This window comes from Kribbella italica (genome assembly GCF_014205135.1).
GTDB classification, from domain to species: Bacteria; Actinomycetota; Actinomycetes; order Propionibacteriales; family Kribbellaceae; genus Kribbella; species Kribbella italica.
Map to the genome: position 1 here is coordinate 1,409,618 of NZ_JACHMY010000001.1, position 22,418 is coordinate 1,432,035.

General features: G+C 70.5%; 18 protein-coding genes and 2 riboswitches. Of the genes, 13 read left to right on the top strand and 5 right to left on the bottom strand.

Annotated features, from left to right (window positions below; all coding sequences use genetic code 11):
• Positions 1-3: 3 nt before the first annotated feature.
• A riboswitch (cobalamin riboswitch) is annotated at positions 4-121 on the top strand.
• A gap of 34 nt (positions 122-155) precedes the next feature.
• Together cobN and surE are read left to right on the top strand one after the other, a co-directional pair.
• On the top strand, positions 156-3,878 hold the full coding sequence (gene cobN, locus HDA39_RS06590) for a cobaltochelatase subunit CobN (RefSeq protein ID WP_184794350.1): 3,723 nt from the start codon (positions 156-158) through the stop codon (positions 3,876-3,878).
• Between the two features lie 12 nt (positions 3,879-3,890).
• A complete protein-coding gene (surE, locus tag HDA39_RS06595; RefSeq protein ID WP_184794351.1) occupies positions 3,891-4,643 on the top strand; it encodes a 5'/3'-nucleotidase SurE in 753 nt (250 codons plus the stop codon).
• A gap of 5 nt (positions 4,644-4,648) precedes the next feature.
• On the opposite strand, the gene HDA39_RS06600 is transcribed toward surE, so the two are convergent.
• Positions 4,649-5,026 carry a CPCC family cysteine-rich protein gene (locus HDA39_RS06600; protein WP_184794352.1) on the bottom strand — a complete coding sequence of 126 codons (378 nt, stop codon included), beginning with the start codon at positions 5,024-5,026 and terminating at the stop codon, positions 4,649-4,651.
• 102 nt (positions 5,027-5,128) lie between these two features.
• A riboswitch (cobalamin riboswitch) is annotated at positions 5,129-5,208 on the top strand.
• A gap of 95 nt (positions 5,209-5,303) precedes the next feature.
• Between HDA39_RS06600 and HDA39_RS06605 the strand changes: the two genes are divergently transcribed.
• From HDA39_RS06605 to HDA39_RS06630, 6 genes are all read left to right on the top strand, one after another.
• Positions 5,304-7,544, top strand: a complete 2,241-nt coding sequence (locus HDA39_RS06605) for a magnesium chelatase subunit D family protein (protein WP_184794353.1) — start codon at positions 5,304-5,306, stop codon at positions 7,542-7,544.
• A 43-nt stretch (positions 7,545-7,587) separates the two neighbouring features.
• Positions 7,588-8,202, top strand: coding sequence for a cob(I)yrinic acid a,c-diamide adenosyltransferase (cobO, locus tag HDA39_RS06610; protein ID WP_184794354.1), 615 nt, complete (start codon positions 7,588-7,590; stop codon positions 8,200-8,202).
• On the top strand, positions 8,196-9,551 hold the full coding sequence (locus HDA39_RS06615; protein ID WP_337925650.1) for a cobyrinic acid a,c-diamide synthase CobB: 1,356 nt from the start codon (positions 8,196-8,198) through the stop codon (positions 9,549-9,551). Before cobO ends, HDA39_RS06615 begins: the two co-directional genes overlap by 7 nt.
• Entirely contained in the window at positions 9,548-10,972 is a 1,425-nt protein-coding gene (gene bluB, locus HDA39_RS06620; protein WP_184794355.1) for a 5,6-dimethylbenzimidazole synthase, read from the top strand. Before HDA39_RS06615 ends, bluB begins: the two co-directional genes overlap by 4 nt.
• Positions 10,969-11,583 (top strand): LURP-one-related family protein, encoded by a 615-nt coding sequence (locus tag HDA39_RS06625; RefSeq protein ID WP_238355990.1) that lies wholly within the window; start codon positions 10,969-10,971, stop codon positions 11,581-11,583. The genes bluB and HDA39_RS06625 overlap by 4 nt, the downstream gene beginning before the upstream one ends.
• 302 nt (positions 11,584-11,885) lie before the next feature.
• A complete protein-coding gene (locus HDA39_RS06630) occupies positions 11,886-12,974 on the top strand; it encodes a LolA family protein (RefSeq protein ID WP_184794356.1) in 1,089 nt (362 codons plus the stop codon).
• 220 nt (positions 12,975-13,194) lie between these two features.
• Here the strand turns inward: HDA39_RS06630 and HDA39_RS06635 are convergent, their stop codons facing one another.
• Entirely contained in the window at positions 13,195-13,464 is a 270-nt protein-coding gene (locus tag HDA39_RS06635; RefSeq protein WP_184807058.1) for a hypothetical protein, read from the bottom strand.
• Positions 13,465-13,558: 94 nt separating this feature from the next.
• Between HDA39_RS06635 and HDA39_RS06640 the strand changes: the two genes are divergently transcribed.
• The 3 genes from HDA39_RS06640 (at position 13,559) to HDA39_RS06650 (ending at position 16,996) form a co-directional block, all read left to right on the top strand.
• The gene (locus tag HDA39_RS06640) at positions 13,559-14,467 is read left to right on the top strand and encodes an ABC transporter ATP-binding protein (protein ID WP_337925651.1); all 909 of its coding nucleotides are present in this window, start codon (positions 13,559-13,561) and stop codon (positions 14,465-14,467) included.
• Positions 14,454-15,371 carry an ABC transporter permease gene (locus HDA39_RS06645; protein ID WP_238355991.1) on the top strand — a complete coding sequence of 306 codons (918 nt, stop codon included), beginning with the start codon at positions 14,454-14,456 and terminating at the stop codon, positions 15,369-15,371. Before HDA39_RS06640 ends, HDA39_RS06645 begins: the two co-directional genes overlap by 14 nt.
• A gap of 755 nt (positions 15,372-16,126) precedes the next feature.
• Positions 16,127-16,996 (top strand): putative RNA methyltransferase, encoded by an 870-nt coding sequence (locus HDA39_RS06650; protein WP_337926121.1) that lies wholly within the window; start codon positions 16,127-16,129, stop codon positions 16,994-16,996.
• 155 nt (positions 16,997-17,151) lie between these two features.
• Here the strand turns inward: HDA39_RS06650 and HDA39_RS06655 are convergent, their stop codons facing one another.
• Positions 17,152-17,817, bottom strand: coding sequence for an FMN-dependent NADH-azoreductase (locus HDA39_RS06655; protein ID WP_184794358.1), 666 nt, complete (start codon positions 17,815-17,817; stop codon positions 17,152-17,154).
• A gap of 108 nt (positions 17,818-17,925) precedes the next feature.
• Here HDA39_RS06655 and HDA39_RS06660 point away from each other — a divergent pair, with 108 nt between their 5' ends.
• Positions 17,926-18,468: a MarR family winged helix-turn-helix transcriptional regulator gene (locus tag HDA39_RS06660; protein ID WP_184794359.1), complete on the top strand. Its 543-nt coding sequence runs from the start codon at positions 17,926-17,928 to the stop codon at positions 18,466-18,468.
• A gap of 629 nt (positions 18,469-19,097) precedes the next feature.
• On the opposite strand, the gene HDA39_RS06665 is transcribed toward HDA39_RS06660, so the two are convergent.
• Together HDA39_RS06665 and HDA39_RS06670 are read right to left on the bottom strand one after the other, a co-directional pair.
• Positions 19,098-19,760, bottom strand: coding sequence for a response regulator transcription factor (locus HDA39_RS06665; RefSeq protein WP_184794360.1), 663 nt, complete (start codon positions 19,758-19,760; stop codon positions 19,098-19,100).
• Positions 19,757-21,025, bottom strand: a complete 1,269-nt coding sequence (locus tag HDA39_RS06670) for a histidine kinase (RefSeq protein WP_184794361.1) — start codon at positions 21,023-21,025, stop codon at positions 19,757-19,759. Before HDA39_RS06670 ends, HDA39_RS06665 begins: the two co-directional genes overlap by 4 nt.
• 370 nt (positions 21,026-21,395) lie before the next feature.
• Here HDA39_RS06670 and HDA39_RS06675 point away from each other — a divergent pair, with 370 nt between their 5' ends.
• Complete coding sequence (locus HDA39_RS06675) at positions 21,396-22,418, top strand: ABC transporter substrate-binding protein (RefSeq protein WP_184794362.1); 1,023 nt, start codon at positions 21,396-21,398, stop codon at positions 22,416-22,418.

Sequence of the window (22,418 nt, forward strand, 5' to 3'; positions counted from 1 at the left end):
TAGAGTCTCGGTGTCATCGACGGTCGTCAGCAGGAACCCGGTGTGAGTCCGGGGCGGTCCCGCCACTGTGACCACGTTCAGCGTGGGAGTCAGGAACTGCAGCCGTCGAACTGCCCACCCGGGGCGTGGACACCCCGAGGAAGGACCGGACGCGCATGCCCGCGAACCTGTTGCTGCTCTCCACCGCCGACACCGATCTGCTGGCGGCTTCGCAGGCCCAGGTGGGCTGGAAGGTCGCCAACCCGGCACGCGTCGAGGTCGCCGAGCTGTCGCCCCTGCTCGACGGCGTCGAGGTTGTGGTGGTCCGCCTGCTCGGTGGTCGGCGCGCCTGGGAGGAGGGGCTCGACGCGGTCGTCGCCTCCGGTCTGCCGGTGGTGGTGCTCAGTGGTGAGGCCGCACCCGACGCCGAGCTGATGTCGCTGTCGACGGTCCCGGCCGGCGCGGTGACCGAGGCACTGGCCTACCTGCGCGAGGGCGGCTCGGAGAACCTGGGCAACCTGGCCGGTTTCCTCCGCGACACGATCCTGCTCACCGGCGACACGTTCGACCCGCCGCACAGCCTTCCGGCGTACGGCGTACGGGCTGGTCGTTCCACCGAGCTGGACGGGCGCCCGGTGGTCGGCATCGTCTACTACCGCGCGCACGAGATCTCCGGCAACACCGCCTTCGTCGACGCCCTCGCCGACGCCGTGGACGCGGCCGGTGCTCAGCCGCTGCCCGTCTACTGCGGCACACTGCGCGGTCTGGACCCGTCCAGCGCCGACAACGCCGAGCTGTTCGACCTGCTCCGCAGCTGCGACGTGCTGGTCACCACCCTGCTCGCAGCGGGCGGCACTGTCGCAGCCAACGCGAGCGCAGGTGGAGACGACTCCTGGGACGCAGGTGCCCTCGCGTCGCTCGACATCCCGCTGATCCAAGGCCTCGCGCTGACCTCGACCCGCGAGCAGTGGTTGGAGAGCGACGCCGCGATCAGCCCGCTGGACGCCGCGACCCAGGTCGCGATCCCGGAGTTCGACGGCCGGATCATCACGATCCCCTTCTCCTTCAAGGCGTACGACGCCGAAGGCATCGCCAGCTACCAGCCCGACGTCGAGCGTTGTATCCGCCTGGCCGGGATCGCCGTCGCGCACGCCCGGCTCCGGCACGTCCCGGCGGCCGAGAAGAAGCTCGCGCTCGTGCTGTCGTCGTACCCGACCAAGCACGCCCGGATCGGCAACGCGGTCGGCCTGGACACTCCGGCGTCGGCGGTGGTTCTGCTCGGCCAGCTCAAGGACGCCGGGTACGACCTGGGCCCGGACCTCGACCTGGACGAGCTGCAGGGAGCCGAAGGCGCCGACGGCCTGATCCACCGGCTTATCGCGGCCGGAGGCCACGACGTCGACTGGCTGACCGACGAGCAGCTGTCCGGTGCGGTCGCGAAGATCTCGCTGTCGACGTACCAGCAGTGGTTCGGCCGGGTGCCGGAGACCCTGCGGGACGCGATGACCGAGGCCTGGGGTGAGGCGCCGGGCTCCCTGTACGTCGACACGACCGGTGCCGAGCCGGCGATCGCACTGGCCGCTCTGCAGTTCGGCAACGTCGTCCTGATGATCCAGCCGCCCCGCGGGTTCGGTGAGAACCCGGTGGCGATCTACCACGACCCGGACATGGCTCCGTCGCACCACTACCTGGCGGCGTACCGCTGGCTGGAGGCTCCGGTCGCGGAGGGCGGTTTCGGCGCGCACGCGGTCGTCTACCTGGGCAAGCACGGGACGCTGGAGTGGCTGCCGGGCAAGGGGATCGGCATGGCGGCGGACTGCGCGCCGGACGCCGTACTGGGCAACCTGCCGCTGGTGTACCCGTTCATCGTCAACGACCCGGGTGAGGGCACGCAGGCCAAGCGGCGTGGGCACGCGGTCGTCGTGGACCACCTGGTGCCGCCGATGGCGCGGGCCGAGACGTACGGCGACATGGCCAAGCTGGAGTACCTGCTGGACGAGTACGCCACCGTCTCGGCACTGGACCCGGAGAAGGTGCCGACGCTGCGTGCGCAGATCTGGACGCTGATCCAGGCCGCTCAGCTGCACCACGACCTGCACACCAGCGAGAAGCCGGAGGACGAGGAGTTCGACGAGTTCGTCCTGCACCTCGACGGCTACCTGTGCGAGATCAAGGACGTGCAGATCCGCGACGGGCTGCACATCCTCGGTGGCGGGCCGGTCGGTGAGGCCCGGGTCAACCTGGTGCTGGGGATCCTGCGCTCCGCGCAGATGTGGGGCGGGACGTCAGGCGCCGTACCGGGACTGCGAGCGGCGCTCGGTGCGACGTACGACGTGGACGAGGCCGCCCTACTCGCCGATCCGGGGCGTGCGGTGCCGGCTGAGCTGGCGGCGCTGTCAGAGCTGGCTGACCTGCCTGCAGTGAGTGCGGCCGACGGTGTGGACCTGCTGGAGGCTGTGGCACGCAAGCTCGTGCTGGGCCTGGAGACGCTGAGCTGGGACGCTTCCAAGGTGCCGGTGCTCGTCGGTGAGGTGCTCGGCCGGCAGTCCGCTGGTGTGGAGGCGTCGCTGCGGTTCGCCTGCGAGGAGGTCGTGCCGCGGCTGGCGCGGACCGGCGACGAGCTGACGAACGTATTGCGCGCGCTGGACGGCCGCTTCGTCGAGGCCGGACCGTCGGGCTCGCCGACGCGCGGCCTGGTCAACGTGCTGCCGACCGGGCGCAACTTCTACGCCGTCGACCCGAAGGCGATCCCGAGCCGGAACGCGTGGGACGTCGGCGTCGCGCTGGCCGACTCGCTGCTGGCGCGGCACCAGGCCGAGACGGGGGAGTGGCCGCGGTCGGTCGGACTGACCGTCTGGGGTACGTCGGCGATGCGCACCCAGGGCGACGACCTGGCCGAGGTCCTGTGGCTGCTCGGCTGCCGGCCGGTCTGGGACGAGGCGTCGCGCCGGGTGTCGGGCTTCGAGGTCGTCCCGGTCGCCGAGCTCGGCCGGCCGCGGGTGGACGTCACGATCCGGATCTCCGGGTTCTTCCGGGACGCGTTCCCGCACGTGGTCGCGTGGCTGGACGAGGCGGTCCGGACCGTCGCCGAGCTGGACGAGGATGCCGCCGACAACTACCTGCGGGCGCACGTCCTGGATGATGTTGCTTCGGGCAACGACATGCGGTCGTCGACGGCGCGGGTCTTCGGCTCCAAGCCCGGCTCGTACGGCGCCGGCCTGCTGCCGCTGGTCGACGCGCGCAACTGGCGCACCGACGCCGAGCTGGCCGAGGTGTACGCGGTGTGGGGCGGCTACGCGTACGGCAAGGACCTCGACGGCGCCGAGGCGCGGCCGTCGATGGAGCGTGCCTACGCGCGGATCCAGGTCGCGGCCAAGAACGCGGACACCCGGGAGCACGACATCATGGACTCCGACGACTACTTCCAGTACCACGGCGGCATGGTCGCGATGGTCCGCCACCTGACCGGGGCGAACCCGAAGGCCTACATCGGCGACTCCGCCGTACCGGCCCAGGTGAAGACCCGGACGCTGGAGGAGGAGACCAAACGCGTCTTCCGCGCCCGCGTCGTCAACCCGCGCTGGATGGCCGCGATGCAGCGCCACGGCTACAAGGGCGCGTTCGAGATGGCGGCGACCGTCGACTACCTCTTCGGGTACGACGCGACCGCCGGCGTGGTCGACGACTGGATGTACGAGACGCTGACGACGGAGTACGTCGCCAACCCCGAGGTCGCCGAGTTCTTCCGCAAGTCCAACCCGTGGGCGCGGCACGGCATCGCCGAGCGGTTGCTGGAGGCGGCCCAGCGCGGGCTGTGGTCGGAGCCGTCGGAGGAAGCGCTGGAGACGCTGCGGACCGCCGTACTGGAGACCGAGGGCGACATCGAGGACCGCGGGTGATTGGGTAGAGGCATGGCTCGTGTGCTGATCACCAACGACGACGGTTACCGGGCGCGGGGGATTCGGGCCCTCGGGGCGGCGCTTGCCGCGGCCGGCCACGAGGTGCTGGCGGTGGCGCCGCTGGATGATCAGAGCGGCGTCGGGTCGGCGCGCGCGGGGATGGTCGACCGGCCGGTCCGGACTGCTTCGGAGACTGTCGGCGGCGTGACCTACATCGGCGTCGATGGGACGCCCGCGCTGGCGGTGACGCTCGCGCTGGTGGGGGCGTTCGGCGAGGTGCCGGAGGTGGTGGTGTCGGGGATCAACCACGGGCACAACATCGGCGTACCGATTCTGCACTCGGGCACTGTTGCGGCCGCGCTGACGGCTGCTGGGCAAGGGCTGTCGGCGATCGCGATCAGCATCGACTCCGAGGATCCGAAGCATCTCGACACGGCGGGCGAGGTCGCCGCGAAGGCGCTCGACTGGCTGATGCCGGAGCCTGTGGGGACGGTCATCACCGTCAATGTGCCTGACCGTCCGGTCGACGAGTTGGAGGGCGTACGGCGGGCGCGGCTGGCGCCGATCGAGCGCTCTCGGATCACTGGCTCACAAGCACCTACCGGCGAGCCGATGATCACCCTTTCCGCGCCGGCAGCCGGCGCGGGAGCCGACACGGACGAGGCGCTGCTCGCTGCGGGCTACGTGACGGTCACGCCGATCGTCGGGATTCGCGAAGTCGACTCGTCCGGGGCCGCTGACTACCTGGCTCAGCAGTTCGGCTGAATCAGCTAGACCTTGTCCGCCTTCCAGTACGTGGGGCGCCACCAGTACAGGATCGTGCCGTCGGCGATGAACCCCGGCGTACTGTCGCCCGGGCTCTCGAACACGTCGTGCCCAAGATCGATCGGCCGCCAGCCACGCTCCAGCGGCTCGTCCTCCCGCGGCGGCCGGACGTGCTCGAGCGCGTCCCGGTCGCACGCGCCGTACGCGAGGTAGTTCTGCTGCGCCTGCACGAGCGGTACCTGGTTGGCGCCGAGCATCGTGTCCGGCGTCCGCAGCTGCACCTGGTCGTCCTCCCAGAAGCAGACCGGGCAGATCGCGTAGCCACCCGGCGGGTCGTCCATCGTCAGATGCCCGCAGCAGACACACGGAAAGCGCTCACTCATTCCCGCAGTATTTCTAGGGAGTGGTTCACACCGGGTGAGGTTTCTCTCCGGGCGGCGGCCGTCCGGCGGGGATGTGGAATGATCGCCGGGACGGCAGGAGAGGAACACCGGTGACGGCCAGCACGGCCGGAGTCCGGGGCGGTCCCGCCACTGTGACCGGACGCGATCCGGAAGCCAGGACATCTCGCGCCGTCCGCCAGGGAGCGCTCTCCGCGTTTCCGGGCGACCGTTGCCAACGCGGGCGTGGACACCCGCAGGACGAAGGGACCCACCGCCGATGCGGCCTGCTCCGACCCCGACCGGCTTTCCGTTCACCGCGGTGGTGGGGATGGACGACCTCCAGCTCGCCCTGATCCTGGCGGCGATCTCCCCGGCCATCGGCGGCGTGCTGATCCGCGGCGAGAAGGGCACCGCCAAGTCCACCGCGGTCCGAGCCCTCACCGAGATCCTCCCCGCCGTCGACGTGGTCCCCGACTGCCGCTTCTCCTGCGACCCGGCGAGCCCGGACCCGCTGTGCCCTGATGGGCCGCACACTCCGGCGCTCTCCCCGGGAGTCCCCGCCGCCGATCTCTCTCTCGGGGGAACGGAGCGGGCTCACCTCCCGTCGGCCGGTCCGACGCCCCTGGGGCACCTCCCCGGATCCACCTCGGGTTCCCCGGCGCCGACCTCCGTCTCCCGCCCGGCTCGGCTCGTCGAGCTGCCCGTGGGCGCTACCGAGGATCGTGTGCTCGGCTCGATGCATCTCGAGAAGGCTTTGGCCGAGGGCGTCACGGCGTACGAGCCGGGCCTGCTGGCGGCCGCTCACCGCGGACTCCTGTACGTCGACGAGGTCAACCTGCTGCACGACCACCTGGTCGACGTACTGCTCGATGCCGCGGCGATGGGCCGCGCGACCGTCGAACGCGACGGCGTCTCGGTGACGCACCCGGCGCGCTTCGTCCTGGTCGGCACGATGAACCCGGAGGAAGGCGAGCTCCGCCCGCAGCTGCTCGACCGCTTCGGCCTGACGGTCGACGTCGTCGCCAGCCGCGACCCCGCCGTCCGGGTCGAGGTGATGCGGGCGCGGCTCTCGTACGAGGCCGATCCGGCGTCCTTCGTCACCCGGTACGACGGCGCGCAGCGCGAGCTCGCCGAGCGGATCGTCAAGGCGCAGAGCCTGCTCACCGACGTGATCCTCACCGACTCGGCGCTGCGGCAGATCGCAGAGATCTGCGCCGCGTTCGACGTGGACGGGATGCGCGCCGACCTGGTCACGGCCCGTACTGCGGTCGCGCACGCGGCGTGGTCCGGGCGGACCGTGGTCGAGGTGGAGGACGTGCGCGCGGCGGCGAAGCTCGCGTTGCCGCACCGGACGCGGCGGAATCCGTTCGACGCGCCGGGGCTGGACGAGGACCGGCTTGATCAGGTGATCAACGAGAGCACGCCGCCGGAGGATCCGGATGATGATCCTGATGGTGGGCCTGACGGCGGATCCGACGACGGACCGGACAGCGGCCCTGACGGCGGCCGGGACTCCCAGCCGTCGGCTGCGGACGACTCGTCCGGCCCGGAGGACTCCTCGGCCCCGGACGACCCGGCGCAACGGCCCGACGAGCTCGATGGTGCCGACCAGGTCCCGCCGGCCGGCAAGCCCAGCGACCCGGACAACCCGGGATCGCCGGAGAGCGCGCTCTCCGGCGGTGCTCCCACCGGTGACGTCGCGGCCAGCTCCACGCCGTACAAGGCTCGCCTGCTCAGCGTCCAGTCAGCCGGCACGGGCGTCGCCGGCCGCCGGTCCCGCGCGATCACCGAGGTTGGCCGGGTCGTCGGCGACCGCGCGCGCGTCGGTCGCGAGTCCGGTCGCCCACACCTCCTCGCCACGCTGCGCGCCGCGGCCCCGCACCAGCACGCGCGCGGTCGATCGGGGCCGGGCCTCGCGGTCCGCGCCTCCGACGTACGGCTCGGGGTGCGCGAGGGCCGCGAGGGAAACCTGGTGATGTTCTGCGTCGACGCGTCGGGCTCGATGGGCACCAAGCGGCGGATGGGCGAGGTCAAGACCGCGATCGTCTCGCTGCTGCTGGACGCGTACCAGCGCCGCGACAAGGTCGGCCTGGTCACGTTCGCTCGCGCGGAGGCGACCGTCGCGCTCCCACCGACCGGCAGCGTCGAGACCGCCGTCCGCCGGCTGGAGTCGCTGCCCACCGGCGGCCGTACGCCGTTGGCCGAGGGGCTGCTGCAGACCGCCGAGGTGCTCAGGATCGCCGCGATCCGCGATCCGCGCCGGCGGCCGCTGCTCGTGCTGGTCACCGACGGGCGCGCGACCCACGGAGAGAGCGCGTTCGCGCGGGCTCAGCAGGCGGCCGGGTGGATCGCCCACCAGGGCATCCCGACGGTCGTCGTCGACTGCGAACCGCGTCGCGGCGTCCGCCTCGGCCTGGCCGCGGAGCTGGCGACGACGCTGCGCGCCGAGTACCTCGATCTGGGAGAAGTAGCTGCGGGCAACTTGATTCGCGCGGTCACCGATCGGAGCGCCGCATGACAGGGCCGATCCGTACGAGGCCGATCCGGAAGGAGGCGAGCTGATGCCGCAGGGACAGCCGAGCGTCGTACCGAAGGACGGCCTGACCACCCGGCAGCGCCGGAACCGGCCGCTGCTGATGGTGCACACCGGTGAGATGAAGGGGAAGTCGACCGCGGCGTTCGGGATGGCGCTACGGGGCTGGAACCAGGGCTGGAACCTCGGCGTCTTCCAGTTCGTCAAGAGCGCGAAGTGGAAGGTCGGCGAGGAGAGCGCGTTCCGCGCGCTCGGGAAGTTGCACGAGGCAACGGGTGAGGGCGGCCCGGTCGAGTGGCACAAGATGGGTGAGGGCTGGAGCTGGTCGCGCAAGGCCGGTACCGACGAGGACCACGCCGCCGACGCGCTCGAGGGCTGGCGCGAGATCCAGCGCCGGATCGCGGCGCAGACCCATGACCTCTACGTGCTCGACGAGTTCACGTACCCGATGAAGTGGGGCTGGATCGACGTCGACGAGGTGGTCGACACCCTCGTCAACCGCCCCGGCCACCAGTACGTCGTGATCACCGGCCGCAACGCCGACCAGCGGCTGCTCGACGCCGCCGACCTGGTCACCGAGATGACCAAGGTGAAGCACCCGATGGACGCGGGCCAGAAGGGCCAGAAGGGCATCGAGTGGTGATTCCGCGGATCGTCGTCGCCGCACCCGCGTCGGGTGCCGGCAAGACGACGGTGGCCGTCGGCCTGATGGCGGCGCTGCGCCGGGCCGGGCACACGGTGGCCGGCTTCAAGGTCGGCCCGGACTACATCGACCCCGGTTTCCACGCCGTCGCCACCGGCCGCCCGGGCCGCAACCTGGACGCGATGCTGTCCGGCGAGGAACGGGTCGCGCCGCTGTTCGCGCACGGCGCGGCCGGCGCCGACCTTGCCGTCGTCGAGGGCGTGATGGGCCTGTACGACGGCGCGCTCGGCACCGAGGGGTTCTCGTCGACCGCGCACGTCGCGAAGTTGCTGCGGGCACCGGTCGTGCTGGTCGTCGACGCGTCCGCGGCCGGGCGCAGCGTCGGCGCGGTGGTGCAGGGATTCGTTGCCTACGACACCGGCGTACGGATCGTCGGCGTGATCCTGAACAAGGTCGGCACCGACCGGCACGAGGCCGAGGCCCGCGCGGGCGTCGCGCCTACCGGCGTACCGGTGCTGGGGGTGCTGCGTCGGGACACCCGGCTGACGGTGCCGAGCCGGCACCTGGGGCTGGTGCCCGCCGACGAGCAGCGGGCGCAGGCGGTGGCTGCCGTGGATGCAGCGGCTGAGCTGGTCCGGGCTGGTGTGGATCTGGAGGCCTTTGTCGCGGCTGCTCGAGGTGCTGCCTCGCTGGAGACAGTGGCGTGGGATCCGGCGGCCGAGGTGACTCCGGCGGAGGAGGGGCGACCGGTGGTTGCTGTGGCTGGGGGACCGGTGTTTTCCTTCCGCTACACCGAGACGGCTGAGCTGCTGACTGCGGCCGGTGCTGATGTAGCGACCTTCGACCCGCTGCAGGACTCACTGCCGGAGGGGACCGCCGCGCTGTACCTGGGCGGTGGCTTCCCGGAGATGCATGCGGAGGCGCTGTCGAGCAACGAGGCCTTGCGTGCTCAGGTGGCGTCGGCTGTGGTCGGTGGGATGCCGGTAATCGCCGAGTGCGCCGGACTGCTCTACCTGTGCCGCTCGTTGGACGGGCACGCCATGACCGGCGTACTGCCCGCTACGGCTCGGATGACCGGCAAGCTGACGCTGGGCTACCGCACGGCGATCGCTGCGAGTACGACGGCCTTCTTCGACGAAGGGCGACGCGTCCGGGGGCACGAGTTCCACCGGACCGCGGTGACGCTGGATGCGGACGCTGATCCGGCCTGGTACCTGCCTGACGGCGTGGAGGGGGTCACACGGCCGTCCGTGCACGCGTCGTACCTGCACCTGCACTGGACGGCGACTCCGGACGTGCCCGCTCGGCTGGTCGCCGCCGCACGGGTACACGTGGGGCTGGAGAAGTGACGCTCGTCCTGGGCATCGGTCTGCGCGCCGGTACGTCGTACCGGGAGCTGCGGGACCTGGTGGATCGTGCGCTGACCGGTGTGGTGGGTGTGGTCGGGACAGTCGCGACTGTCGAGGGACGGGAGGACGAGCCGGGGCTGCAGCGGCTGGTGGCCTCGTTGGGGGCGCAGTTGCTTGTCGCCTCGGCGGTGGACCTTGCTGGGCAGCAGGTGCCTTCGCCGAGTGAGCAGGTGGGGGAGCTGGCCGGTACGGCGAGTGTGGCGGAGGCTGCGGTCGTGCTGGCTGGAGCGGAGCTCGTCGTACCGAAGGTGAAGTCGGCTGGGGCGACTGTGGCGGTTGGACTGCTCGGGCCGGCTGCACCGGGCTACTCGTGTGCGGATCGTGACGTGGTGCATCGGGTGATCGCGGAGCGGCGCGACGTACGGCGTGGGTTCCTGGACAAGCCTGTCGACGACGAGCTGCTGACCAGGGTGCTGGAGGCGGCGCACCGGGCGCCCAGCGTCGGGCTGAGCCAGCCGTGGGACTTCCTGCTGATCAAGGACGTCGCGACGCGGCGGAAGATCCATGACCTCGCCGCTGCCCAGCGGGACGCCTTTGCTGCGTCGCTGCCGGCGGACCGGCGGTCCGCGTTCGACGGGCTGAAGATCGAGGCGATCCTGGACACGCCGCTGAACATCGCGGTCACCTGTGACCCCGCACGGGGTGGTCGGCATGTGCTGGGTCGGCACGCGGACCCGCGGACCGTCTGGTTCTCGGCTGCTATTGCTGTGCAGAACCTGTGGCTGGCTGCGCGGGCTGAGGGGCTGGGGGTTGGCTGGGTGTCGTTCTTCGACCCGGCTGAGGTCGGGGCGGTGCTGGGGCTGCCTGCTCATGTGGAGTTGCTGGGGTACCTGTGCGTCGGGCATGTCTCGGAGTTTGCGGCTGCGCCTGAGCTGGTGCGTTCGGGGTGGGCTGCGCGGCGTCCGCTGGCGTGGGCGGTGCACCAGGAGCAGTGGGGGTATCGGGGGCTGCCGGGTTCTTCGGTGAGCACCACGGCTGCGCTGCAGGATGCTGCTGCTTCGTCCGGGCGGGTTGGTGGCGGCTCGCAGGTGCTGCGCCTAGTGGTGCTGGATGGCGGCGACGTTGCTGAGCACCTGGGGGCGGCGGACGTTCTCGTCGTACAGGTGGGAGCTGAGCAGCCTGCTGCGGACTTCGGCGTGCTGTGGCGCCCGGCACGGACTGCTGACGAGGCTGTCGAACTCGGTGTCGAGGTGGCGCGCGACCTGGTACTGCAGGGGGTCGGGGAGCTGCTGGTGTCGTCCATTGGTGACTCTTTGGTGGCCGAAAGGCTGACCGAGGGCATCCGATGGGGTGGACTTGCCTGCGGCGCGGTCGTCAAACGTGTGGATGAGCCCGCGGCGGTGACAGACTCACCCGCATGACGGTCCCACCGAACGGCTCAGCGCCGATGCACGTACCCGCCTTCTCGATGAAGCAGCGGATCACGATGATGGCGAACAAGTACGAACTGATCGCGACCAACCCCGACGGCACCGACGGGCCGTTGCTGGCGTTCGCGCAGCAGAAGCGGATGGCGTTCAAGGAAGAGGTCACCTTCTACACCGACGACCGCAAGACGCAGGCGGTGTTCTCGTTCAAGGCCCGCAAGCGGCTCGACCTGGGCTCGGGGTACGACGTGTTCGACCCGAACGGGCAGGCGATCGGGTGGTTCAAGAAGGAGTTCGGCAAGAGCCTGCTGCGGTCCAGCTGGCAGCTCACCGGGCCGGGCTTCAAGTCCGACGGCACCGAGCGGAACGCGAAGGTCGCGATCATCCGGCGGATCTGGGAGTTCGTCCCGTTCGTCGGCGAGATCCCGCTGCCGTTCATCTTCCACTTCGACTTCACCGACCGGGCCGGCGGTCAGCCGCTGCTGTCGGTCGAGCGGAAGGTCTCGGTCCGTGACCGCTACCGGGTCTCCGTGCACGACTCGCGGGTGGACTTCCGGGTCGCCGCGGCGATGACGGTCGCGCTGGACGCGCTGCAGAGCCGCTGAGGTCTGTACGGCGGGCGCCTGCGGGCTCGAGGCAGGCCGCCACCTGGGTCCCCCCGGCCCTCGGCCTCCCGCCCCGGCTCCCGGCCCCGCCTCGGCCTCCCGCCCCGGCTCCCGGCCCCGCCTCGGGCTCCCGCCCCGGCTCCCGGCCCTTGGCCTCCCGGCTTCCCGCCCCCGCCGGGGGCCTGGTCTCGGGTGGGCGGTGCGCCTGAATTGAGCGCTTTGTGCCGGGGGACTCACTCTTTTGGGTGAACTGACCCTGAGAGGCCTTGGTTCCGGCCGGTGGCGGTGCGAGTCTTGAAGACATGGCAGCAACGAGGCGCGGTCGACGGTGGTTGGTTCCGGTCACGGCAGTCGCGGTGGTCGCGGGCGTGGGTGCGCTCGGGCCCGTGGTCGCGGACGCGTCTCCAGATCTCCCAGGGATCACGGCACAGGACCTGCTCGCCAAGGTGCAGACCGCCAAGGTCGACGGCCTGAGCGGCACGGTCCGTTCGGCGACCGATCTCGGCCTGCCCGCGCTGCCGGGCGTCGACGGCGCGAACCAGCTGCCGGATCTCCTGACCGGTGAGCACACGGCACGGGTCGCTTTCGCCGGCCCGGACAAGGCCCGGGTGTCCGTCCTGGACGACATGGCGGAGCGGGTCTGGACGACCGACGGTAAGTCCGCCTGGGCGTACGACTCCGCCGAGCGCGAGGCCGTGAAGCTGACGCTGCCGGCACGTCCCGCGAAGCCCGAGGTCGCGCCCGAGAAGGAGGCGTACGACCCGCAGGCGGTGGCGAAGAAGTTCCTGGCCGCGATCGACCCGAGTACGGCGGTCGACGTGACCGGCACGGAGTCGGTGGCCGGCCGCGACGCGTACAAGCTGCGCCTGGTGCCGAAGACGGACAAGACGACCGTCGGCTCGGTGACGCTGGCGATCGACGCGAAGACCTGGGTGCCGCTCGAGGTGACCGTGCTGCCGCGGACCGGGAAGAACCCGACGGTCCAGGTGGGCTTCGAATCGGTGTCGTTCGACGTACCGGCGGCCAGTACCTTCGCCTTCACCCCGCCGGCCGGCGTCAAGGTGACCGAGAAGAAGCTGCCCGCGATCACACCGAAGAAGCACGAGACCCCGAAGGCATTGCCGAAGAAGCCCGCGGCGGACGACCGCCCCACGGTCATCGGTCAGGGCTGGGAGACCATCGCGGTCGTCCGAGGCGTCAAGCTCCCCGCCGACAACGGCCCGCTGAACCAGCTGCTGGCCAACGCCCGCACGGTCGAGGGCTCCTGGGGCTCCGGCAAGATCCTCACCAGCAAGATGGTGAGCGCACTGATCACCGACGACGGCCGAGTCCTCGTCGGCCTGGTCACCGCCGACACCCTCGCCGCAGCCGCCCCGCTGGCCCCTCGCTGACCACCATGCCCACCACCCCGGAGTCCCTCGACGGCTGCCCCTCGACCGACGTAGACCCATCCACGTACGCCGAGGCCACGTCTCAGGCACCGGCCGCCGCGGAGGCGTCCACCGACGCCGACGCAACGGCGGACGACCCCGCAAGACCCACCGACCCGACCCCCGAGGCGCTGGAGCCAACGACGGACTCTGACCCCGGGGTGACGTCGGCGGCGTCGGTTCAGCCGACGCCGGTGAGTGCAGGCTCCGCCGCCCAGGGGACAACGGCGGCTGCTGTCGGCGGACTTGGTGGTGAGTCGGCGGCGTCGGCTCGGCCGACGTCGGCGAGTGCGGGCTCCACTGCGCCTGGGGTGACGTCGGCGGCTGCCGGCGTACCTGCTGGTGAGTCGGCCGCGTCAGCCCAGCCCACGCCGGTGAGTGCGGGCTCCACCGCGCCTGGGGTGACCTCGGCGGCTGCCGGCGTACCTGCTGATGAGTCGGCACAGCCCACGTCGGTGAGTGCTTCTGCGACTGGATTTCCTGCGGGTGGGGGTGGGGCTCCGATTGTGACTCGGGGGCTGACCAAGCGGTTCCGGGGTGGACAGGTGGCGGTCGCGGGGATCGATCTGGAGGTCCCCGCGGGAAGCATCTTCGGATTCCTGGGCCCCAACGGGTCGGGCAAGACGACGACGATCCGCATGCTGCTGGGCTTGATCGCGCCGACCTCGGGGACGGTGGAGCTGCTGGGGCAGCCGATGCCGAAGGCCCAGCTGGCAGTGTTGCCGCGGGTCGGTGCGCTGGTGGAGGGCCCGGCGTTCTACCCGTTCTGGACCGGGCAAGCGAACCTGCTGCGCTTCGACGCCGCCGACCGCACCGCCGACCCACGGACTCGGAAACAGCGAGCGGGCGAAGCGCTGGAACGCGTCGGCCTCTCGAACGCCGCGAAGAAGAAGGTCCGCGCGTACTCACTCGGCATGCGCCAGCGACTGGCGATCGCGGTCGCCCTGATGCAGCGACGAGAACTGCTGGTCCTGGACGAACCGACCAACGGCCTCGACCCGCAAGGGACCCGGGAAGTCCGCTCACTGATCCGCGAACTGGCAGACGACGGTACGACGATCTTCACGTCAACCCACCTCCTGGCCGAGGTCGAGCAGCTGTGCACCCACGCGGCGGTCATGAGCCGCGGCCAGCTGCTCCGCCAATCGACCATGGCCGAGCTGCGCTCCGAGCTCCGACCACGCCTGGTGGTCCGAACACCGGACCTCGACCAGGCCGAGCAAACCCTCGTCGCCCTCGGCGTCCGCGACCTCCGCCGCCCGAACGTCCACCCGGCCGACGACCGAGACGGCGTCCCGGCGGTCGAGGGTGACCCCGGCGACCTGCCGATCGACAAACTTGCCGCCGCCCTGGTCGCGGCCGACGTACGGCTGCACGGTTTCGGCCTCGAACGCCCCAGCCTCGAGGAATCCTTCGTGGCACTGACCGGGGAGGGCTTCGATGTCGCCGAGTGACGTCCAGGTTGTTGGCCAGAGAGGTGCTGTCACCACTGCCCCCAGCAGCACGAGCCGCACGTCGGACGAGCAGCCCCAGCGCCCTGGAGCCGGCCGGCACACGTTGGCGCTCTTCGGCACCGAGCTGCACCTGGTGTTCGGCCGGGCGCGGACGTGGGTTCTGCTCGCCGTACTCGGCGTCGTACCGATGCTGGTCGGTGTCGCGATCCGTTTGTCAGGATCGTCCGGCGACGCCGAGGGATTCATCGGTCAGGTCGCAGGCAACGGCTTCTTCCTGATCGTGGCGAGCCTGGCCTTGTCGCTGCCATTCTTCCTACCGACCGCCGTGACGGTCATCTCAGGAGAGTCACTCGCCGGAGAGTCGAGCCTCGGCACCCTGCGAAACCTGCTGACCGCACCCGCCGGCCGTTCACGCCTCCTGGCCGCAAAGATGGTCGCCCTCGCGATCTTCTGCCTCGCCGCGACCTTGACCGTATGGCTCGGCGGCCTGATCGCCGGCTTCATCCTGTTCCCAGTCGGCGACGTCGTACTGCTCTCCGGCTCGACCGTGTCCCTCGCAGACGGCTTGCTACGAGCGCTCGGCATCGCGGTCCTGATCGCAGCCTCCCTCCTCGGCCTAGCAGGAATCGGCCTGTTCGTCAGCTCCCTGACCTCCACCCCACTCGCCGCAATGGCCGCAACCTTCGGCGCGTTCATCGTCTTCGGCATCCTCGGAGCAATCCCCCAGATCGACGAGATCCACCCCTGGCTCCTGATGTACGGCTGGACCTCGTTCGCCGACCTCCTCCGCGACCCGCCGTACTGGGACGCCATCATCCGCAACCTCCTCATGCAATCCGCCTACCTCGCCGTCTTCTACGCCGCCGCCTGGGCCCGCCTAACCAGCCGAGACGTCAACGGCTAAACCCGCGCCGAGCCGATGACGCGCTGACCGCCACCGGCCGCTGTCCCTGAGCCCGCGCCGGTCTCCGGCCGCTGTCCCGTGCTGGTCGCCGACGGCGTCCCCGCGGTCGATGACGGGCTGATCCTCCACCGGCCGCTGCCGGTGAATCCGCGCCGGTCTCCGGCCGCTAACCCTTGCCGGTCGCAGACCCGACGGCTTCCCCGCGGTCGATGACCGGCTGACTTTCACCGGCCGCTGCCGCCGGACCTGCGCCGGTCGCCGGCTGCTGACCCTTTCGGTCGCCGACGGTTCCCTGCGATCGATGACGGCCCGCTCCGTCGAGTGTCGGTATTCCGGCCACGACCCCTGGCGGCCAGTGCTGCCTCCGATGCGGAGGGCTGGCCGGGCCGCCGCTGAGTGTCAGTGCACCGGCTACCACTCGCCGGCGGCTGACCCCGCGCGGTCGACGACGGCTGCCTCGTCCCCGTCACGCGCCAGCGCACCGACCACTCGCACCGCCGATCCTCCTGCGCACGGTCACCTCCGGTGCACCACCACCTCCCGCTTTCACCACGTGCATCGGCCTCACCACCACCTACCCTCCAGCTGCCTGCCATACGACGACTGGCATGTTGTTTGACGACTGACGCGGTATATCGCGTCAGTCGTCAAACAAAGGATCAGTCAACCCGTCGCGAGATGTTGATGGCTGGTGGGACCGGTGCGCGGTGGCGGCTGAAGTTGCGGGGGACAATGGGGCCGTGCGTGCTGATTTGGTGGCTGTTCTGCGGTGTTCGGTTTGTGGTGGTGGGCTGGAGTTGAGGGATCGTACGGCGCGGTGCGGGCTGGGGCATGCCTTCGACGTGGCCAAGCAGGGGTATCTCAATCTGTTGCCCTCGGCATCGACTGGGATCGAGGGGGACAGTGCGGAGATGGTTGACGCGCGGGCGGAGTTTCTGAGCCGGGGGTGGTATGCGCCGATTCGTGAGGCACTGGTGGACAGTCTGCCGAAGGTTGGCTGGGCTTCGGGGGACGCCGGTCCGAAGGATGCGGCGCAGGCGTCGACCGACAGCCGGGTGCGGCAACCGCTCGCGGTGGAGGTCGGGGCCGGTACGGCGTACTACCTGGCGGGGGTGGTCGACGCGGGCTGGCGGGGGATCGCGGTTGATGTCTCGCGGTACGCGGCTCGGCGGGCGGCGAAGGTTGATCCGGGCATCGGGTCCGTGGTCGCGGATGCCTGGCGAGGGTTGCCGGTGCGGGACGGGGTGGCCGATGTGGTGCTGGATGTGTTCGCGCCGCGGAATGCCGGTGAGATGGCTCGGGTGCTGGCGCCGGGTGGGACGTTGCTGGTGGTGACGCCCAATCAGCAGCATCTGGGGGAGTTGATCGACGTGCTCGGGATGGTGAGCGTCGACGGGGAGAAGGAGCGGCGGCTGGTCGAGTCGCTGGCTGGGTTCGAGCGGGTCGAGCAGCGGGTCGTGGAGACGACGATGCGGCTCGATCATGAGGCGATCGAGCAACTGGTGGGGATGACGCCCAGCGCGCGGCACGTGGATCGGGAGGCGCGGGCGGAGCGGATCGGCGTACTGGCTGATCCGATGGCGGTGACCTTGTCGGTCACGGTGTCGGCCTGGCGGACTGTCTGATCACCGCCCGGATGCCGGCTCGAGCTCGGCACTCGGGAAGAGGATCAGGTGAGGTCGGACCAGCTCTCGCGCCAGGCTGCCGGATGTGAAGCTGCTGCTCTCCGGCTACGACGCGCGATTCGGCGACCAGGCCTTGGAGCTTGTCGCGAGGTGGGTCAGGCGGCGGTGCTGCTGAGCGTGCGGGCGACCTCGGAGGCGTGTTCGCCGGCGGTCGTGTGGGCGTCCTGCTCGGAGACCTTGGACAGATCGATGAGCTCCTCCATGCCGGGGGTGACCGGCGCCAGGGTGAGTTCCGCGGCTGCGGTGCGGACGTTCATGCCGAAGACCTCGCCGAAGATGCGGTTCAGGTACGGCGTCGCGTGGTCCCAGCCTTCCTTCGGGGTGCCGGGGGCGTAGCCGCCGCCGCGGGCCAGGGTGAAGATGACCGGCCGGCCGGCGACCGCCGTACCGGCGAGCAGGTCCTGGTCGGTGAGCAGCAGATCGATGTAGGCCTTCACGTTCTGGGCGATGCCGTAGTTGTACAGCGGTACGGCGATCAGCACCGCGTCGGCGGCCTTGAACTCGGCGATCACGTCGGTGGCGAGCGCCTTGGCCTCGGCCGGGTCCGCGAAGTCGGCGCCGGCCGGAGCTTCCGCGCCGAACTTGGCGGTGATCAGCGCGGGCCAGACGCCGGCCGGGATCGGGTGCAGCCCGAGGTCACGCCGGACGACGACACCGTTCGGGTGCTCGGACTTCCAGGCCGCCTCAGCGCTGTCGGCGAGCGCGCGGCTGACGGAGCCGTCGAGCCGGAGGCTGGCGTCGATGCGAAGCAGGGTGGTCATGTCGTTCCTTCCAGAGAGGGCAACTCGAGGTGAGCTGTCTCGAAGATAGTCTGTGGAGCAGAACATATTCAATTCAGATCGTATTCCGGGTGGCCTACACCACGTACGATGGGTCTCGTGACCAGTTCATCGCCCGAGGCGAGCACGACCCAGGGGGCCCGCGGCACGTCCGTCGAGGCCGACCTCGGTTGGGCGCTCGGCGTGGTCTTCCGCCGGTACGTGAAGCAGAGCGCGCTCGCGCTCGAGGGCGTGCCGGGTGGCCCGCGCGGTTACCAGGTGCTCGCGACAGCCAACGTCGAGGGCCCGAAACGGCAGCTCGACCTGGCCGCGCAGCTGGAGATCGACCGGACGGTGATGACGTACCTGCTGGACGATCTGGAGAAGGCGGGCCTCGTCCAGCGGCAGCCGGATCCGGCGGACCGCCGCGCGCGGTTGATCGTTGCTACGCCGAAGGGTGTCGAGCTGCTCTGCGACCTCGAACGCCGCCTCCGGGCGACGGAGGACGAGGTGATGGGCGGTCTGGATGATGGGGAGCGGCTGATCTTTCGGATGTTGCTCCAGCGTGTGGCTCGGCAGGCTAATGCGGTGGATCCGGTCCACAATGCGTGCACGCTGGTTGAGCAGGATGACGTGGGGCTTTCGGACTCCTGAGGGGCAGGGGCGTCTGACTACAGGTCGGTGGTGATGCGGCCGGGCAGGCGCGCTGTGGTTGAGGCCGCGGCGGCCGGGAAGTGCGGGGGAGGCTGGCGCGGGCGGCGCGGGCGGCGCGGGCGGCGCGGGCGGCGCGGGCGGGTGCCGCGGGTGGTGCGGGCGACCTGGCGGCTTCGCAAGACGTAGAGCTGCGGTAGCAGGTGGGGTGTGGCTGGGCGCTGCGTCGGCCGGGAAGTGCCTCGAGGACGACGGCGGTTGGCGGCCGGTGGGTGCGGGCGCGCGCTTGCGGGTGTGCTGGAGGTCGCGCAGGACGTGGGCGCAGCGGTAGCGGGTGAGCGCGCTAGGAGTTGGGTGGCCGGGAAGTGTGTCGCGGGCGGTGGGTGGGTGGTGTGGGCGTGCTGAAGGTCGCGCGGGACGTAGGCGCGGCGGTAGCAGGTGGGGTGGCTGGAGTTTACGGCGGGCGGGAAGTGCGTCGAGGGCGGCGCGGGTGGCAGGCCGGTGGTGTGGGGCGTGCGCTTGCGGGTGTCCTGGAGGTAGGCGCGGAGGCAGGCGCAGCGGTGCAGGTGAGGGCGCGGCAGGCGGGCTGGGGTGACTGTTTCCAGGGCCTGGGTGGCTAGTGCTGGGTTAGGTCACTGCAGGGGGACGAAGCCTGATTCGTAGGCGAGGATTACGGCTTGGGTGCGGTCTCGGGCGCCTAGTTTGGCGAGGAGGTTGGCTACGTGGGTCTTGATGGTCTGGAGGCCGAGCACGAGTTCGCCGGCGATTTCGGCGTTGGACAGGCCCTTGGCCATCAGGCGGAGGACCTCTTGCTCGCGGTCGGTCAGGTCGTACTGGCCCAGGCCCGCGGGCTTGCGCTCTTGCTGGTCTACGTGGGCCAGCGCGAGGGTGCGGATCGCCTCGGGGAACAGTAGGGACTCGCTGCCGGCGACTGTGCGGATCGCGGCGATGATGTCGTCGGGGGGAGTGCGCTTGAGCAGGAACCCCGAGGCGCCGGCGCGGAGGGCGTCGTACACGTAGTCGTCGTTCTCGAAGGTGGTGACGACGAGGACCCGTGGTGCGGGGTCGAGGGCGTCGAGCAGCAGCCGGGTGGCCTGGATGCCGTCGAGGGCGGGCATCCGGACGTCCATCAGGACGACGTCCGCCCCCGTACGGCGGACGAGTGGCAGGACCTCGGCCCCGTCGCCGGCCTCGCCGACCACGGTCAGGTCGGGCTCCGCGTCGATGATCGCGCGCAGCCCGCTGCGGATCAGCGGTTCGTCGTCCACTACGACCACCGAGATGTCCACACTCATCCTTTCGTCGTCACCGCCACCGGGAGGGTGACGGCCAGCCGCCAGCGGCTGCCGTCGAGGCCGGCCTCGACCGTCCCTCGCAGTACGGCGACCCTTTCACGGATCCCGGCCAGACCTCGGCCGCCGCGGGTGGACTCGACGTCCGAAGCGGCGGGAGTGGCGTCGACCGGGTTGGTCAGTTCGAGCAGCAGACCGGAGGAGTCGAGGCTGATCGACAGATCCACCTCGACGTCGCCGGCTGGGCGGCCGGCGTGGCGGATGGCGTTGGTGAGGCCTTCCTGGACAATCCGGTACGCCTCGCGGGAGACGGCGGCCGGCAGGGTCGACAGGTCGCCTGAGCGGTGCACCTCGACGGTGATTCCGCCTGCGCGGGTCGCCTCGACCAGGCGGGTGACGTCGCCGAGGGTCGCCTGGGGTGCGGTCGCGGATCCGGGGCGGCGGTCGTCGCGGAGGAGGCCGAGGACGTGGTCCAGGTCGGCGAGCGCGGCTCGGGCCGAGGTCTCCATCGCGGCGAGGGCGGTCTCGGCGAAGGCGGGGTCGGTGGCGAGGACCCGGCGGGCGGCGGCGGCCTGGATGGTGACGAGGCTGAGCGCGTGGCCGACGCTGTCGTGCAGCTCGCGGGCCAGGCGGTTGCGCTCGGCAAGGGTCGCCGTACGGCGTTCGAGCAGCTCGATCCGCTCGGCGGGGGTCGGGCCGAGGACACGCGGGGCGGAGTACGCCAGGAGAGCGCCGACGAGGGCCGAGAGCAACAACATCAGGACGATGCCGGTCAGGGCCGCGAGGGGCATCCAGAGATCGGTCCAGCGGCCGCTGACGTGGTAGTCGGTGCCTGGGACCAGTTCGTGGGCGCCGGGGCTTCGGAAAGGGGCTGCGAGCAACACCGCGCCGAAGCCGACGACCGCCGTACTGAGGATGCCGACGAAGCCGCCGGTGATCAGGTGCAGGCAGAACCAGAGCGTCGTACGGCGGCGTTGGGGCCACGTGCGGGACGGGCCCAGCGGGCGCTCGTCGAACTTGACGCCGAGGAGGGACTCGACGGCGATGCCTTCGACCTCGCGAACGGCGGGGAGGACGCCCAGGAGGACTGGGGGAGCGATGACCACGATCGTGACGACGATGACGGTGATGATCTGGGGGAGTTGGAGCTCTTGGATGAGGGAGACCAGGGCGCTGTCTACCAGGACGAACGCCAGTACCAGGGCAGCGCCCAGGAGGAGGTAGACCCAGCGCAGGTACGTCGACCCGCGGAACAGCACGTTCGCCACGTGGTCATCCTGTCAAAGACGCGGGCCGTGGTGCTCCCTCCGGCGGGTGAAGCGGGTCCCCCGGAAGAGGGAGAGCGTTTGCATGACTTGGGTCACAGGCAGTAGTGGGTTTACGTAAATTTGTCGCGGAAGGCACACATTCGTCCCGATCGGACGTCGCGATCTGCTGTCCGGGCGGGTACGGTCTGTGGTCGGGGCGGGATGCCCGTCCTGACCGGACGTGCAGGGGAAACGGCTCCAGGACGGGCGGCACAAGGGTTCTGAGGGGACCCGCGCGGTGGACGTAAAGTCCCCGTGAAGTCCCCGGGGGCCGATTGACCGCTCTTCCATATTTGATGTTTGATCAAATATCGGAGAGGAGAAATCCAGCATGAGGTTCAGACGTTCGGCCGTCGCTGGGGTGGCGGTCCTCGCACTTGCTCTGGTGAGCGCGTGCAACGACAGCGAGACGGGCCAGAACGGGGACACATCCCTCGAGAAGGTCAGCTACCTGACCTCCTTCGGCACTTTCGGCCGTGAGGCCTACGCCTATGTCGCCCTCGAGAAGGGCTACTTCAAGGACGCCGGGTTCGACGTCACCATCACTCCGGGCAGCGGCACCGTCGACGTGCTCAAGCTGGTCGCCGGCGGTCAGGCGGACTACGGGATCGGTGACTTCACCGCGACCGTGATCACGCTGGGGAACCAGAAGCTGCCGGTCACCACGGTCGGCATGGTCCAGCAGAAGTCGATGGCCGCGATCGTCGCCCTGGAGGGCGGGTCGATCAACCGGCCGGAGGACCTGCCGGGCAAGCGGATCGGCGACCAGCCGGGCTCCACCAACCAGGTGATGTTCCCGGTCTACGCCAAGGCGGCCAAGATCGACCCGGAGCAGACCAAGTTCGTCGCCAACCCGCCGCCCCAGCTGCCGCAGTTGCTGTCCAGCGGCAAGGTGGACGGCATCGGCCAGTTCGTGGTCGGCGTACCGCTGGTGGAGAAGGCCGACAGCAAGGGCCGCAAGGCCGTCGTCCTTCCGTACGGCAACCTGCTGCCGGACCTCTACGGCAACACGATCATCACCCGCAACGACCTGGCCAAGGACCACCCGGACCAGGTGAAGAAGTTCACCACCGCGCTGTTCAAGGGTCTGCAGGACGCGATCGACGACCCGGCCGGGGCGGCCAAGACGCTGGCCAAGTACGTACCGAACACCAACGTCGACGTGGCCACCGCCGAGCTGCAGCTGATGAAGCCGTACGTGAAGCCGGACGACTTCACCGGTCCGCTGGGCGAGGTCGACCCCGTCAGGGTGCAGAAGGTCATCAGCCTGCTCGAGGAGGCCGAGGCGGTCAAGCCGAAGGGTGCGATGAAGCCGGCCGACGTGGTCAACGACGCGCTGGCGCCGAAGGGCTGA

Coding starts and splice junctions, on each gene's coding strand:
- cobN (WP_184794350.1), top strand. CDS start 156: ATGCCCGCGAACCTGTTGCTGCTCTCCACCGCCGACACCGATCTGCTG.
- surE (WP_184794351.1), top strand. CDS start 3,891: ATGGCTCGTGTGCTGATCACCAACGACGACGGTTACCGGGCGCGGGGG.
- HDA39_RS06600 (WP_184794352.1), bottom strand. CDS start 5,026: ATGAGTGAGCGCTTTCCGTGTGTCTGCTGCGGGCATCTGACGATGGAC.
- HDA39_RS06605 (WP_184794353.1), top strand. CDS start 5,304: ATGCGGCCTGCTCCGACCCCGACCGGCTTTCCGTTCACCGCGGTGGTG.
- cobO (WP_184794354.1), top strand. CDS start 7,588: ATGCCGCAGGGACAGCCGAGCGTCGTACCGAAGGACGGCCTGACCACC.
- HDA39_RS06625 (WP_238355990.1), top strand. CDS start 10,969: ATGACGGTCCCACCGAACGGCTCAGCGCCGATGCACGTACCCGCCTTC.
- HDA39_RS06630 (WP_184794356.1), top strand. CDS start 11,886: ATGGCAGCAACGAGGCGCGGTCGACGGTGGTTGGTTCCGGTCACGGCA.
- HDA39_RS06645 (WP_238355991.1), top strand. CDS start 14,454: ATGTCGCCGAGTGACGTCCAGGTTGTTGGCCAGAGAGGTGCTGTCACC.
- HDA39_RS06655 (WP_184794358.1), bottom strand. CDS start 17,817: ATGACCACCCTGCTTCGCATCGACGCCAGCCTCCGGCTCGACGGCTCC.
- HDA39_RS06660 (WP_184794359.1), top strand. CDS start 17,926: ATGGGTCTCGTGACCAGTTCATCGCCCGAGGCGAGCACGACCCAGGGG.
- HDA39_RS06665 (WP_184794360.1), bottom strand. CDS start 19,760: ATGAGTGTGGACATCTCGGTGGTCGTAGTGGACGACGAACCGCTGATC.
- HDA39_RS06675 (WP_184794362.1), top strand. CDS start 21,396: ATGAGGTTCAGACGTTCGGCCGTCGCTGGGGTGGCGGTCCTCGCACTT.